Annotated in this window: 16 protein-coding genes; 5 read left to right on the top strand and 11 right to left on the bottom strand. The window is 58.1% G+C overall.

What is annotated here, in order from left to right:
• Positions 1 to 73: 73 nt before the first annotated feature.
• Entirely contained in the window at positions 74 to 1,027 is a 954-nt protein-coding gene (locus HFO71_RS35000) for an NmrA/HSCARG family protein (protein ID WP_221989081.1), read from the bottom strand.
• 196 nt (positions 1,028 to 1,223) lie between these two features.
• Between HFO71_RS35000 and HFO71_RS34995 the strand changes: the two genes are divergently transcribed.
• On the top strand, positions 1,224 to 1,610 hold the full coding sequence (locus tag HFO71_RS34995) for a winged helix-turn-helix transcriptional regulator (RefSeq protein ID WP_312895285.1): 387 nt from the start codon (positions 1,224 to 1,226) through the stop codon (positions 1,608 to 1,610).
• Between the two features lie 90 nt (positions 1,611 to 1,700).
• On the opposite strand, the gene HFO71_RS34990 is transcribed toward HFO71_RS34995, so the two are convergent.
• Together HFO71_RS34990 and HFO71_RS34985 are read right to left on the bottom strand one after the other, a co-directional pair.
• Positions 1,701 to 2,639, bottom strand: a complete 939-nt coding sequence (locus tag HFO71_RS34990) for an alpha/beta hydrolase family protein (protein ID WP_221989078.1) — start codon at positions 2,637 to 2,639, stop codon at positions 1,701 to 1,703.
• Positions 2,636 to 3,412, bottom strand: coding sequence for an SDR family oxidoreductase (locus HFO71_RS34985; protein ID WP_221989077.1), 777 nt, complete (start codon positions 3,410 to 3,412; stop codon positions 2,636 to 2,638). Before HFO71_RS34985 ends, HFO71_RS34990 begins: the two co-directional genes overlap by 4 nt.
• 99 nt (positions 3,413 to 3,511) lie before the next feature.
• On the opposite strand from HFO71_RS34985, the gene HFO71_RS34980 reads away from it, so the two are divergent.
• A complete protein-coding gene (locus HFO71_RS34980) occupies positions 3,512 to 4,411 on the top strand; it encodes an AraC family transcriptional regulator (protein WP_221989086.1) in 900 nt (299 codons plus the stop codon).
• A gap of 92 nt (positions 4,412 to 4,503) precedes the next feature.
• Positions 4,504 to 4,698, top strand: coding sequence for a VOC family protein (locus tag HFO71_RS34975; RefSeq protein WP_017957016.1), 195 nt, complete (start codon positions 4,504 to 4,506; stop codon positions 4,696 to 4,698).
• Between the two features lie 9 nt (positions 4,699 to 4,707).
• On the opposite strand, the gene HFO71_RS34970 is transcribed toward HFO71_RS34975, so the two are convergent.
• The 4 genes from HFO71_RS34970 to HFO71_RS34955 all read right to left on the bottom strand — a co-directional run bounded on the left by HFO71_RS34970 (position 4,708) and on the right by HFO71_RS34955 (position 8,187).
• The gene (locus HFO71_RS34970; protein WP_221989076.1) at positions 4,708 to 5,154 is read right to left on the bottom strand and encodes a BA14K family protein; all 447 of its coding nucleotides are present in this window, start codon (positions 5,152 to 5,154) and stop codon (positions 4,708 to 4,710) included.
• 750 nt (positions 5,155 to 5,904) lie between these two features.
• The gene (locus HFO71_RS34965; protein WP_221989075.1) at positions 5,905 to 6,591 is read right to left on the bottom strand and encodes a CPBP family intramembrane glutamic endopeptidase; all 687 of its coding nucleotides are present in this window, start codon (positions 6,589 to 6,591) and stop codon (positions 5,905 to 5,907) included.
• A 147-nt stretch (positions 6,592 to 6,738) separates the two neighbouring features.
• Positions 6,739 to 7,059, bottom strand: coding sequence for a sensor histidine kinase (locus HFO71_RS34960; protein ID WP_017957012.1), 321 nt, complete (start codon positions 7,057 to 7,059; stop codon positions 6,739 to 6,741).
• Between the two features lie 216 nt (positions 7,060 to 7,275).
• Positions 7,276 to 8,187 (bottom strand): LysR family transcriptional regulator, encoded by a 912-nt coding sequence (locus tag HFO71_RS34955; RefSeq protein ID WP_017957010.1) that lies wholly within the window; start codon positions 8,185 to 8,187, stop codon positions 7,276 to 7,278.
• A gap of 146 nt (positions 8,188 to 8,333) precedes the next feature.
• Here HFO71_RS34955 and HFO71_RS34950 point away from each other — a divergent pair, with 146 nt between their 5' ends.
• Positions 8,334 to 8,993, top strand: coding sequence for a hydrolase (locus HFO71_RS34950; protein ID WP_020485906.1), 660 nt, complete (start codon positions 8,334 to 8,336; stop codon positions 8,991 to 8,993).
• A 253-nt stretch (positions 8,994 to 9,246) separates the two neighbouring features.
• Positions 9,247 to 10,608, top strand: a complete 1,362-nt coding sequence (locus tag HFO71_RS34945) for an alginate export family protein (protein ID WP_245007096.1) — start codon at positions 9,247 to 9,249, stop codon at positions 10,606 to 10,608.
• Positions 10,609 to 10,716: 108 nt separating this feature from the next.
• Here HFO71_RS34945 and HFO71_RS34940 read toward each other — a convergent pair whose 3' ends face one another.
• From HFO71_RS34940 to HFO71_RS34925, 4 genes are read right to left on the bottom strand one after another with little or no spacing between them, the layout of a single operon-like run.
• Positions 10,717 to 11,619: an ankyrin repeat domain-containing protein gene (locus tag HFO71_RS34940; protein ID WP_221989073.1), complete on the bottom strand. Its 903-nt coding sequence runs from the start codon at positions 11,617 to 11,619 to the stop codon at positions 10,717 to 10,719.
• 54 nt (positions 11,620 to 11,673) lie between these two features.
• Positions 11,674 to 12,015, bottom strand: a complete 342-nt coding sequence (locus HFO71_RS34935) for a hypothetical protein (protein ID WP_221989072.1) — start codon at positions 12,013 to 12,015, stop codon at positions 11,674 to 11,676.
• A 44-nt stretch (positions 12,016 to 12,059) separates the two neighbouring features.
• Positions 12,060 to 12,623 carry a hypothetical protein gene (locus HFO71_RS34930; RefSeq protein WP_221989071.1) on the bottom strand — a complete coding sequence of 188 codons (564 nt, stop codon included), beginning with the start codon at positions 12,621 to 12,623 and terminating at the stop codon, positions 12,060 to 12,062.
• Positions 12,624 to 12,649: 26 nt separating this feature from the next.
• Positions 12,650 to 13,900, bottom strand: coding sequence for a DUF5996 family protein (locus HFO71_RS34925; protein ID WP_221989070.1), 1,251 nt, complete (start codon positions 13,898 to 13,900; stop codon positions 12,650 to 12,652).
• Between the last annotated feature and the right edge of the window lie 52 nt (positions 13,901 to 13,952).

The following is a 13,952-nucleotide window of genomic DNA, read 5'->3' as shown; positions in this document are numbered from 1 at the left end:
GCCAGCCTGTGCCATTTCGACGTCGACAACTGCGTGACCGTATTCCGGCGGTTGTCGGCCCCGGCGGACTGGTTCAAAGGCCGAACTGCTTCCTGTCGCCGCGCCAGTCGGACGACTTCAGAAACTGTTCCCAGGAAAGCGTCTCCGGATTCAAGCGGCGGCTCCATTCCAGATCGTGTTCCTTGTCGAAGTAGCCGTACTCGACCGCAAATTCGACCATGCCGATCAGTTCACCGACAAGAAGCTCATTGGCGCCGAATGCCGGAAAGTATTTCAGCAGTTCTTCGCGCTTGAAAGCGCTACGGTATTCTGCCTTGATGCCGGTCACGTGCTGGAAAGTTTCGACCATCTCACGCGGCGAAATGATGTCGCCGACGATTGGAAGGGTCTTTCCTTTGAATGTCTCCAAGTCGGACAGCACAGAAAGGACGGCCGGTCCCGTTGCCGTCATAGGATCGACGAACGGCGCGCGGAAGTCCCCAGGGAGGTAGATCGGCATGAGGAGCGTGTCGCCTTCCATCTGCGGTACGTAATATTCCAGCAGGTTCGTATAGAAAAAGGCGAGAGAGACGAACGAGTGTGCAATTGGCAGGGTGCGAATGTAATCGGCAACGAGCGCCTTGTCGGTGAAGTGAGGCGCGAACTTCTTCCCGCCCGAGATCTTTTCGACATTTTCTAATGTCGAGAAGACGATGTGACCGACGCCGGCTTCAACGGCTGCATCGGCCAGTTGTTTGCCCAGGGCAAATTCGGCGTTGTCTTGTGGCAGAAGCTGCGGCGTCATCAGGTACGCGCCATCCGCGCCCGTAAAGGCTGCGACCAGTTCCTTCTGATGGCCAGGCCCCAGCGGTGCGACCACAACTTCCGCACCAAGAGCTGCGAGGCTGCGAGCTTCTTCTGAATAGCGGTTCCGGGTAAATGCGCGAACCCTGTATTGATTGCTCTTGAGAAGTGTCGTGGCCACGCTGCGGCCTTGCTTGCTCGTTGCACCAACTACCGAGATAAGTGGCTTTTGTTCCGTAGCCATTGTGGGGCTCAGCTCCTTCTTGAGGTGAAACGGCTGGAACAGGCCCTCCGGTGCCAGCGTGTCCTTCTTTTCACTGCCGTCAAGTAGGAGTATGACGCTTCTGAATGAAGTACGTACAAAGAGAGCATGTAGTATCATGGATGATAGTGCCAAGTCGAAGCGCAAGCGCAGTACGGCCAACCGGACTGGATGCGCCGTGGAAGCGACAATCTCGGTCATCGGGGGTCTGTGGAAGCCGGTGATCCTGTTTCATCTGCTAGATGGCAAACTGCGGTTCAACGCGATCTGCCGCCTCACTCCCGCTGCGACGCCGCGAATGATCACGCTTCAACTCAGGGAGCTGGAAGCCGACGGCGTTATCAACCGCATCATTTATTCGGAGATTCCGCCTAAGGTGGAGTACGAGCTCACGGAGCTGGGAAAATCCTTGGAACCTGTGCTTGTTAGTATGTGCAACTGGGGTACGCGGCTTCAGGAGCTTAGCGGTCTGCCTATTGATACCGGTAGCTGCAGAAGCACTTTACGGCAGCAAGAGCTGATCGATGGGCTTACGGCCTTCTCAATCGAAGGCGATGTCAACTGATCCACCGCTGGCGTGGTCAAGGTCATGTCCGCCAGCGGGAACTGGCTCTAGGCTAATCAGCGAGCGGCCCGGCGACAGAATTCTCCAAAGCTAGCTTTGCGTAACATCTGCAAGCGAGGCGGCTTGGGTCTCGAGCGCCAGGCACGCGCCGGTCCATGCATCGACATCCGCCCCCAGTGCTGTCTGCAGCCACGCAGCTGTCAGCCGCTTCGTGGCTTCCAACACGTCCGGCGCCTCGATCTCGGTTTCCTTGGCATCGAGACCAGCGATACCGCCAAGTCCGTGGCCAACGCCGTGCAGCGTCAGAAGGGCGTCAGCGCCCGGCGCATCATAAAAGGCATCCGCATGCCACTCCGGCCCGCGCGTGGTGAAATGCGGATCGTCGGCTTCACCGCAGACAACGAGACTGCGTGTCGTCATCGTCGAGAAATTGACGTCGAAGAACGGGAAGCGAGCGGCGCTTTCCTGGGTCATGTCTTTTCCACCGCGCCCGGGAGCCGCCAACAAAATGCCGGCCGAGATGCGCAGATCGGAAAAGCTTTCTTCATTGAGGCGGGCGCCCAACAGGAGGCCGACGGTGTGACCGCCGAAGGAATGACCGGCCGCCGCGATCCGCGAATGATCCATCCGTCCTGCAACGGCAGGCGCTTGGCGTTCCACTTCAGGCAAGTGATCGAGGATTACCTTTAACTCCTCGACGCGCTCGCGCCAAAAGAAAGGCGCACCGGGTGCGTCGGCGGGCAGGCCGCCGACACGCGAACTGGCGTGCGTGGGCTGGATCACCGCAAAACCGCGCTCGGCCCAGAACTGTGCGAGCGACGCATAGCCGTCTTTCGAGGGGATGTAGCTGGACGGCCCAAATCCGTGCGACAGCAGCACGATCGGAAGGTCGCTTCCGATCGACGGCGCGGTCAGCCGCAGTTCAAGCGGTTGACGGCCATCCATCGGCAGACGGATCGGCGTGTAAGCGACGGTGAGTGAGGCCTCGGGCGTGGGGATATGTCGCGAAAGATTGATCAGGTTATTCATGACCGGCTGTCCTTCTGCATCACGGATGGACCCGCTTCGCGAAACAATTTTTGCGCATCCGCGCCGGCCGGAGTTTTCATCGGCGCGTCCGGTTCTGTCACTGCACGCCAGACGGCATCGGCCACGTCTTGCGGCGTCGTGAATTCAGTGCCGGATCGCAGCGTCATTAGATAATCCTGAACGAATGCGGCATAGGGTTCGGGGATATTCATACCCATCCGGGCGACAGCATTTTTCCCGAAGCCGGTTGTCGGCGCAGAGCCTGGCAGGACCAGTTTGGTACGCACACCAAACAAGCCAGCCTCAAGCGCGAGGCTTTCGGTAAACGCATTCAAGGCCGCCTTGCTGGCACTATAGACGGACAGCGCGGGCAGCGGCTTGATGGTAACGCTGGAACTGACATTGACGATGACGCCGGATCGGCGGTCTCGCATCTGCGGGAGAACCGCTTTGGTCACGGCCATCGCGCCAAAAACGTTTGTCTCGAACAACTCGCGGATCTTCGAGATCTCAGCGCCTTCGAGGACGTTGAGCATGCCGACGCCAGCATTGTTGACCAGAGCACCGATCGGCCCTGCGGCTTCGACCGCATTCGCGATGCTCTCCGCGTCGGTCACATCCAGCGCCAGGATTTTAAGCCTGTCATGAGGAGGCAGCAAATCGTTGCGCGGTGTGCGCATGGTGGCAACCACGTCCCACCCTTCAGAAAGAAACGTCTTGGCTATGGCAAGACCGAAGCCGGAAGAGCAGCCGGTGATGAGGATCTTTGGCATGTGATTGTCTCCACGAGAAATTTTCTCGCCTATAGATGGACTGCTTGTGTCGGATATCCTATCTTCATTTGTCCAATTCTTATTAGCGTAGGTCCGAATGTGACTGATCCAGTGGCCGAAATTGTCTCTTTGCTCAAGCCAAGCCCGTCGATCTCCAAGCTGGTGACCGGCGGGGGGCAGTGGCTCGTCGAGCGCAAGGAGCTTGGAAGCCCCTTTTATTGCGCCGTGGTCGAAGGACAGTGTCTGATGACGATCACCGGTCGCGAGCCGATAGTGCTGACCGCGGGCGACTTCGTGCTCGTTCCGGAGATTTTCTCGTTCACGATGAGCAGCCTGGAGCCGCCGCCTCGCGGAGCGCTTGCCCAGCGTCTAGAGACAAGTCCAGGTGTGTTCCTGCTCGGCGACTCAAGCGCTCCGGCTGAGGTCGTGGCGATGGTCGGCCATTGTGCATTCGGCTCGGACGACAAGACACTCCTCCTCTCGCTGTTGCCCGAGGTCATCCATATCAGTGGCGAGGAGCGCCTGATGCTTCTCGTTCGGATGATCAACGACGAGACCAGAGCCGAGCGAACGGCACGCGACATGGTACTGCGCCGCTTGTTGGAGGTGCTGTTCATTGAGGCGCTTCGTTCGACGGGTAGTGCCGCAGCCCCGCCCGGCCTTCTGCGTGGCATGGCTGATCCGCTGCTGGCACCGACCTTGCGCCGGATTCACGCCGATCCGGGACGCAGTATGACGGTCGAAGCGTTGGCGCAGGACGCGGCAATGTCGCGATCGACGTTCTTCGATCGTTTCCGCCGTGAGGTTGGCGTTGCTCCGATGGAGTACGCAACCGGTTGGCGCATGGCACTTGCGAAGGAACTTCTCCGCAACGACGTGGCGACGGCCGAGATTGCACAGCGCGTCGGCTACGGCTCGGCGAGCGCATTCAGCGTCGCGTTTACTCGCCATGTTGGCAAGCCTCCCGGGGCATATTCCCGGCAAGCTGTTACTGCGTGAGTTCATGAGCCGGGAGGAGGTGTTCCTCTGGTGGCTCTGCGATCCTTCTTCACGCGCATGCTGATTACCAGGGAACGGTCTCCGTTGAGACCATGCTGAGTATTGGTGGCGTCAACCATTTTGGGCTCGTGGTAGACGATCTCGACGGGATTGTCTGGACGCTGGCGGAAAAAGGCATTGAAATAGTCATAGCACCGTCTGCTGTACCTAACGGTTCCGGTGACCGCTTTGCCTACATTCGCGACAACAAAAGAATGTTGGTGGAGTTGTTTCAGTCGGCTGGTTGATCTCCAGGCCTAACCGCGCCAGGGCCTCTGAACAAATCGGTGAATATCTGCTTGAAGCTCAGCTTGGCGGCGTGGGCCGTCAAAAGGCTGGAAGGTGTTGTCGTAAGCGCGGTAAGACCGATAACGACGATAGCACCAACTGACGTGGCCGCTGCCAACTGCGTAACTGTGTGGTTCATCATTCCGAGGCTGCTGCGACTGGGTTAAAGCGCCGCCGATAATGGCACCAGCCGCAAGGCCGCCAATCACAGCCGCTGCGTCTGAATGACGATGGCGTCGGTGGTGATAACGCCACACCCCACGATCATGGTCGCGATACTGGTGATGACGCCGAAAATAGCCGCGCCATCGTGGGCCCTCTGGGCGCCAACGGCGATCGCTGTCCCTCTGAGGTTGCGATATACCCGAAATCGGGAACGCCTGGGCTGGGTGCGGGCCGTGAAATAAAGTCGTCATTAAGAGCAGCCAGTTTCTTCATTTCCATCTCCACGTGATGAACTTTGTCTTTCGCCGTCCGCGCTCAAATGAGCTAAGACTACCGGTTAGGGTGGTCCTCCCATCCCGTGTTGATGCGATAGGCCAGGAGTCAGATTTCGATGGAGGTGTCCGCGGACCGAGGTCAGGATTGTGGAGGTAGGCGATACAGGTAATACCGGCGGATCTGTCCGCCGATATTGCTCATACTGACTTTATCGGCGGCACTCACGCCGGCCAGGATCCCGCCTGCAGCGCTCCCAACGCGCGCGGTCGGCCATATCCTGCGCGTTGCGTGCGATCTCCTGCGTCACTCGGGTCTGCTCGAGCGACTCCCGTTGCGCGTTGTCGCGCCGCGCCTGTTGTTCCAGCATGCAGTTCGTATAAGCGCGAGACCCGTAGGGTGCCCCAAAACTCTGGCAGGTATTTGCGTCCCTGTACTGCCGTTCTTCCGCCGACACACATCCCGACAAGGCGATGCCAAGGAGGGCCATGGAGAAGGCGGTTACGCAGGAGCGACGGTGTTTGACGGAATGGTGCTGCAGCATGCTGGTGATATCCTTAAGAAATGAGCGTTGGACGTTTCTTCGGCGACACGCGGAAGGTGGAGCGGTACCCCGAAGCGCGCCCATGGCCCAAAAAGCAGGCAAACATTGCGGCAACATTGTCTGAGGCCGAAAAGTGCTCACTGAGAAGCCCGGTTGCGGTTCGCAGACGTCGCGGCGCGCGCAATTACTGCATCGGTGCGAAGCCGACTGCCGACGCGATGCTGTTCATCCCGTTATAGACGCAGTGCACGATGACGCAGGGCCAGACCGATCCTGTTGCACGGAAGAGTATCCCGCAAAGAACACCGACCATGATCGCGACGGGCAGGATGACGCTCACGCCGTGTGCGAGGCCGAATATGATTGAGCTGAGAACGACGCCAGCGAACACGCCATAACGGTTGAGCGCGTTTGCAACGACGCCTCTGAACAGAATTTCCTCGCCGAAAGGTGTAAAAATGGCGCCGCCCAGAAAGGACAACAGAAACGGCATGAGCCCGCCGCGTGCGGCGGCATGGAGGATCCCTTGAGGATCATTGGCGCCGAACCAGGCCAGATATGTGAACTGTATGATCAGGTTGAGACCATAACCGACGATTCCCATTCCTGCCGCGGTCAGCAGCCAGCGAGGCGAGACTCGTTTGAAGCCAAACGGGCGCAAATTCCGTATGCGAAGGCTATAGGATGCAGCGAAAGCGCCGACACAGACAAAACCCCCTGCCGTCGAGCCGACAACTCCCAAGACCACAGCATCATTGCTTGGCAGAAGTCCCATCAGCAGGGCGAATAGAAAAATAAGCATTCCATATGCAATAAGTCCGGTCAGGGTTTCTAACCAGCCGGGTCGTCGCCATCTGTCATTTGTGATCATGCTGAACCTCAGGTGAGCAAAGGCGGCCCTCCGTGGTCGCAACTCACCGAGCGATAGGACCGCTTACATGAGGAAGGTATGTCCTGCCCTCTCCATCCAAAAATGCATTTTCACAGGGAAATATTGCGCCAATATTGGCTCTCTCGGCTACGACACCGCAGGAAACTCTAGTCGTACAATCGCGCCGCCGCTGGGGCCATCCGCAATCGTGATGCGGCCGCCATGATGATCCACGACCTGTTTGACGAGGTTGAGACCCAGGCCAGCACCGGAAGAGCGCGGCCGCAGCCGATGAAAGGGTTCAAGCACCCGCTCGTGGTGGTCTCCCGGTATGCCCAGCCCGTTATCCTCCACTGCCACCGAGGGGCCGTTGACCCGCACGATCACCTCGTCTCCGCCATGCTCGACAGCGTTCTGGATGAGATTTATGAGCGCGCGTTCTATCGAGCCGCTATTGCCCATGATCATTCGGGGTTTTCTCAACGATCACCTCAATCGCCTTGCCTGATGCGATCAGCACCGGCGCCAGGTCCGCTGCGACAAGCCGGGCGATCGCAACGAGGTCGATCCGGTCACTCGGCGCGCGCCAACCGACGAGGCAGCTGGCGACGAGAATTCCGCGCCGACGCAAGCGGTGGAAGCAATCCGATCGATTTCAAAAGGTGAACGCTACCCTTGCGCCGATCATTCTTCTTCTTTGTCTAACCTTGCCGCCCCGTCACCAATGGGCGGGTTTCCAAAACATTCGATGAGCATATCAGTGAGGACCCTCACTTTTCGCGAGGGATACTGGCCAGGTGGCCTTACAACAAAGATGCCGGCCGGCGGGATCGGATAACCTGACATGACGGGCACCAGTGCGCCCGAGGAAATATGACCCGCCACGAGCGGTTCCGGCAGACGGGCCACCCCGAGCCCCTCCAGAGCAGCCGCCATAAGCGATACCGCGTTGTCGGCTACAAAGCGTCCCTGGGGACGCACCGTGACAACTTTTTCGCCATCCATCAATTGCCACGTTTCGGCTTCCCGCATTACGATCTGGTGGGTCACAATATCTTCCGGTCGTTCGGGAGCGCCGTGAGCCTCGATGTAGGCAGGACTCGCAACGAATCTGCCATAGAGCGGTCCGACACGTCTTGCGACGAGGTTCGAATCTTGCAGGTAGCCTACCCGAATTCCGCAATCGAAACCTTCTCCGACGAGATCTACGAAGCGATCAGTATAGGACGAACTGATATGTAGTTGTGGGTATCGGCGCGCCATCTGGGCGAGGACAGGAGCAAAATGCGTCGGGCCAAATGATAGTGGTGCGGCTACGCGCATGCGGCCTCGAAGCTCACCGGCTGGCAGGATCGTTTCCCGCGCCGCATCCAGTTCGGCAGAAATCCGGGCCGCATACTCCCTGAATGTGGCCCCCGCTTCTGTCAGCGCTACACCACGGGTCGTCCTCGCAAGTAACTGTGCACCAAGTTCCGCTTCGAGCTGCGTGATCCTCCGGCTGACCATGGACTTGGAAATACCCAGTCGCAGCGCTGCTGAAGAGACTCCGCCCGCATCGGCGACCTCAACGAATATCCTCAGATCCTCTATTTCCACTTCGCGTTCCTACTCTTGCAACACAGCTTCACACGGCCAGGGACTACCGGGCTGGAGAAGAGAATGACAGGTTCCTCGCGGATGACTCTCCGACGAGGGCATCCTTGCAACATCCCTCAACGAACCACCAATATAGGATGTATTCCATGACCTTTCGTAACGGCCTAGATTCTCTCCTTCGTCCCGAAGATTCTGTTCTCGTCCTCATCGATCATCAGCCCTATCAGCTGACCAACGTTAATAGTCACGACCCTCAGGCTGTCGTCAACAACACGACTGCGCTGGCAAAGCTGGCAAAAGCGTTCAATGTTCCGACCATCCTCACCAGTGTAATCGCTGATCGCGGCGGCAAGCTCTTCAAGCAAATCACGGACGTCTTTCCGGGGCAGGAAGTGATCGACCGGACCTGGGTGAACACCTGGGAGGACAAGAAGGTGGTGGACGTGGTCAAGGCGACCGGCCGCAAGCAACTGATCATCGCGGGCTTGTGGACGGAAGTCTGTGTTGCGATGCCCGCAATCCAGGCCGCTGGCGAAGGCTGGGACGTGACCGTCATCACCGACGCATCGGGCGGAAGCTCCGTCGAGTCTCACCAAGTCGCCATCCAGCGCATGATCGCAGCCGGCGTCAACATGATGACCTGGATGGCGCTGACCGGCGAATGGCAGCGTGACTGGGCTCGTACCGAGCATGTAGAGGAACTGACTGAAGTGCTCATCTCGCACATGGCGGGCAGCGGCATTGCTTATCTGTGGGAGCAGCAGTTGCTTAACACACCAGTGACGAACGCCCCAGCAGGACTCTAGTGATGGCCGGGATGACGAGGAAGTCGATGGAGGCACCGGAACACTGCGGACGATCCTCCTTTCCTCGTCGTTCCTTCCGAAAATGCCGCATCGAACAACCGAAATGAACCTCGTGGGATTGATCAACTTAAACCTAGGTTCCCAATGGCGCGCCGGCGGTGATCGATGCAGCAGGCGACAGCCGAACCTTACTGGCTTCACGCACTGGGCAAGGAGACTTGGTTTATCGTTGGCTCTCATCATCCTCTCTCAGATGGAGCACGGGCTTGCCCTCGCCAACGACGATGCAAATGCGGCGGAGCGGCCCGTGATGAAACCCGATCGCTCGAAGGAGGACTGGTCGCCTTTCGCGGATGCAGAACTACGGACGCAATCGCTGGATCGCCTCAAATACATCCCGTTATTTCCCTCTAATCCTGACAGCTATATTTCGTTAGGGTTCAACCTGCGAGAAATCTTTGAAACCAGCTATGCGCCAGCGTTCGGAACGGTGGCGACAAACCCGGGGGATGCCTACGGATTGCAGCGCGCGCAGTTTCACATCGACGTTCACCTGAATGAAAACTGGCAATTGTTTACGCAGTTTGAAGATGTGCGCGCCATCGACAAGACGGCAGTCGGCCCCAACGATGCAAACAGATTTGACCTTCGGCTCGCATTCATGGGGTATACGCAGGAGACTGACGCGGGAACGTTCAGTGCGAGGATCGGCCGGCAAGACTTCGCGTTCGACCTAGAGCGTTTCGTGTCGACGCGTGACGGGCCGAATGTCCGCCAGTCGTTCGATGCGGTGTGGGCCGGGTGGGAAACGGAGACATGGCGCTTCTATGGTCTTGTCAGTCAGCCTGTCCAGTATCGGGATGACGATCCTTTCGATGATCAGTCAAGCAGCGATCTGCGGTTCAGTGGCGCCAGGGTCGAGCGACAACTGTCCCCGTCGACAGAGGCTTCCGCCTATTACGCGCTCTACCAACGCAAGGACGCCAGTTTCTTAACCGCATCGGGAGACGAGGAAAGGCATGTGCTCGATTTCCGGTTGGCCGGGACGTATGCCGGCTTCGACTGGGACGCGGAAGCGATGGGCCAGGTCGGACAGGTCGGTTCGGCCGATATTCAGGCTTGGGCGTTCGGGGCGAGGACGGGGTATACCTTTGAGGGAGTCACTTGGTCGCCCAGGATCGGTCTGCAGTTCGACATGGCTTCAGGTGACCGGAATGCGGATGATAGCACGCTTGGCACCTTCAATCCGCTGTTTCCAAACGGATTCTATTTCTCGCTTGGCGGGCATACCGGATACGCCAACCTCATCCACCTCAAGCCATCGATCACCGTTCAGCCGATCGAGGACCTGACCTTACTGGCCGGGGTCGGTCTGCTGTGGCGCCAGACGACGGACGACGCCGTTTATACCTTGCCGAGCATCCCGGTTGCCGGGACCGCAGGCGGAGGAGATCCGTGGACGGGCGCCTACGCTCAGTTGAGAGCCGACTACAGGTTCAATCAAAATCTTACCGGCTCGGTAGAAGCGGTTCATTACCAGGTCGGTTCGACGCTTCGCAACGCCGGAGGCCGTGACAGCAACTACTTCCGAGCGGAACTGAAAGTCGCCTGGTAGCAGATGGAAACCGTTGCTTCGGTCGCCACGATGAACGCGGTTATTCGGTGACAAAAGCCGGGCGTGGTCAAGGTCATGTCCGCTGGCGGAAACCGACTGTGAGTTAATTCAGGTGCTCTCATTCCGTTCAACGAGCAACGATGCGATTTCGTTATATCCGTACTGGAGCGCCAATGCTCTGGGCGTGAGGCCTGCGTGACCCAGAAGATCGAGTCGCGCGCCAGCCTTGACCAACGATCTCACAGCGTCAAGGTGACCGTGCCACGCAGCGTCATGGAGTGCGGTTAGACCATTATACGGTCCCTGTGCATCCACGTCCGGCTGCTCTGCCGTTTCGCTTCCGGTTTGGGAAAGTACATTGATCACATCTGCATGCCCGAAATAAGCCGCTTCATGGAAAGGTGTACCTTTCATGAGGCCGACGACCTGCCGAACGTCTGCACCTGCATCCCTGAGAAGGGCCACAATTTCGGCATGCCCTTCTCGCGCGGCGATCCCCACTGGAGTATAGTCGTCCTCATGCGTCCCGGTGATTGGCATCCGTTGATTGACGTCGACGCCGGCCGCAAGTAACCGTTTCACTTCTCCGAGGTCACCCGCTTTTGCGGCAAGTACCAGATCAGATCGCAGGACTTTTGCTTCATTGGCGCTGACTTTATCACGGATCAGCCGCGCGATTGAATCGGGGCCATCATTCTCGGCGAGGTCAAGAGCCGTTTGGTCCCAGTGGTTTCGGATTGAAGTCTTGGCGCCATAGGAGAGCAACGTCCTTACACCATCTTCCTGCTTGTGTAAGACGGCATCCATCAATGCTGTATTCCCCAATACGGGTGACTGCTGATCAACAAATGCGCCGTTGTCCAGAAGTCGCTTTATTGTCTCACGATTGCCGGATTGAGCAGCTTTGTGAAGCGCTGTCGCGCCCATGCGCGGCTCAAGGATCAAAACATCCGCTCCTGCATTCAGCAGCAATTCCACCATCTGCGGCAGTCCCGACCCGGCAACGATCATCAGCGAGCCTATAAGTGCAACGAAATTTCCAATATTGGAGATCGCTACCGCCTCCTACCTGGGTGGATAGGGTTCTATATCCGCCGACCAGTAGTGCCTGGCGATATTCTGACTGTTGCGGATGACGTGATAGGCGATGTCGGGATTGCCGCCTTTGAGTGTGTCCGGATCCGCACCGCACATCAGGCAGTACATTCTTTGATGAACGACGCTCGCAAAATACTGAATCGCCGGCGCGGATTCCTCCTGGCCGATTGCTCTCATATCCTCGGCAGCCTTTTTGACCGCCTCCCGCAGAGCCAGAGACACCGCATCAGCCAATGCCTTGTCCGCAATCTTGATGACGTCGACGATCTGTCTTTCGGAGGGTGTGAGAACCGGGCAACTTTCTGTCATGTTTAACTCCATAAAATGTTGAGGTCCCGATTGCGCCGGGGCGTCTAGTCCGGTAGGCTGGTGAGGAGCGACAGGTAGGTTTTTGCTCTTTCGGTAAACTCGCGGTCGGTATCGGATACGGACACAAGTCGCGCGTGGCGTGCATCGATGACTGCTTCGAGGCGATCTCTGATTGCTGGATCCGAAGTGCGCGCGTGATCGACCAAAGCTCGGACAACCGTCGTCAATGCGAAGTTCTGTGCCGAGAGTGCCAGTTGCTGTCGTTCACTTCTGTCCTTCTCGATATCCTCCGGACGGTCTTTCTTCATCCGTAATGTCGCCGGACTGCCTCGTTCCCTCTCCCAGTGACGGGCGACGCTGCGCCCTGCATATAATATCTTCCATGCCGTTTCGGGATCACCTTCCGTGTTCGTTGTCGGGTCGGCTCCGCACAAACGGAAGAACAGGTGCCGCAGGACGCCATCTGCGAAGTAATCACGAGTTGAGACGCGTGAACCAACTCCTTCAAGTTCAGGTCCAGCGGTCCTCACAGCGTTGTCGATTGCCTCATCGACAGCGGCCATCAGGATCTTATCTGCCTCCAGGATCGGATCGGGTTCTTCCTGCATGCTATTCTCCGATGCAAATATTCTGCTCACTTTCGAAGAACATCCTGCCATTCAGGATGTCGCTCAATCTGGGCTTTCGCAAACGGACAAAGAGGAATGATAAAAACACTCTCGCGTCGGGCATCTTCGACCGCCTGGCGCACAAGCCGCTCACCAACTTTTCTCCCCCGTAAGGCGGCGGGGACATCGGTATGGTCGATGATGATGAGCTGTGTGCCAGCTCGGCTGTAGGTCATCTCCGCCTCGACGCCCTCTACCACGATCCGGTACCGCCCTTTCGACGCCCCGTCCTCCCGTTCCACTTCCTCGCTAACCGAAGAAGCAGCCTGCTCCGGGGCCTTCGCATTCAGTTCCCGAACTTTGCCCCGCTGCCCGTGCGTGCACTCAAGCTGGTCGCGATCCCAATTTCCAAGATCGGCGGCTGCTTCGTAAGTCGAGATGAGAAACGCCATGAGCGCTTCGTCAGGATCGGCTGCAGCTTGGACCGCCTCATAAGGAAGTATGAACTCCGACAGGCCCTCATGCCAGAATGCCGAATCAGGCTGAACAGACGCAGCCCTGAAACCGCTCGGTGCGGGATAGGCATAGGCATAGAATGCGGGATAATCGATGCCGCCACCTCCCGGCCAAAAGCCCGCCGAAGATACCTCGCGGTCATAGGCCTCCTGCGCCACTTTGTCCGGCAGCGCTGGAATGCCGCCTGGATGGACTGGCGCCTGCCGTCCCGAAAACCGTGTGACGGCCAAATCAAAGCTGCCCCAGAAAAGGTGCACAGGACTGGATTTCCCGATGAAGGATGTCCGGAACGCTTTGAATACCCGGTCTATCGCCATCAAGACCTGATGAAAATTCTGGACGGCCTCGCGGTCATACGAACGTTCCCGATGGTCCTCATCGAACGGCACGGGGTCTGCCACTTCATTTGGCTGACCATGGAAGTCGGGATTGCCGCCGAGTTCGGAGATCAGATGGGTGAAATTGGCATGGAACTCAGCGACGGTAGACGCCCCCAACGCAAACGAGGCCCGGCGTCCGTCGCCGCTCGTGCCCACTACGGCATGGTCATGGAAGCCGAACGCAATCTCGATGCCGGGGCCATCAGGAATTGGAGAGGACGTCAGACCGGAAGGGGTCACGTAGAAAGTCGCGTTCCAGGAATGGTTGAGCCACGGTGTATGAGCCAGCCGGTATTTACCGACGACCTGCAGATAAAGGTGCAGGGCGGAACACGTCTCGCGCCAGCTGAGGTAGTCGAGGTGGGGCCATTTATTGCTCATTTTGCTTTCTCCAATTTCTGCCGAAACACGACGAGGCCGTGAATGCTGTTTC

Source organism: Rhizobium laguerreae (assembly GCF_019778565.1).
Lineage (GTDB): Bacteria > Pseudomonadota > Alphaproteobacteria > Rhizobiales > Rhizobiaceae > Rhizobium > Rhizobium laguerreae.
This window is presented reverse-complemented; position numbering and strand designations above follow the sequence as displayed.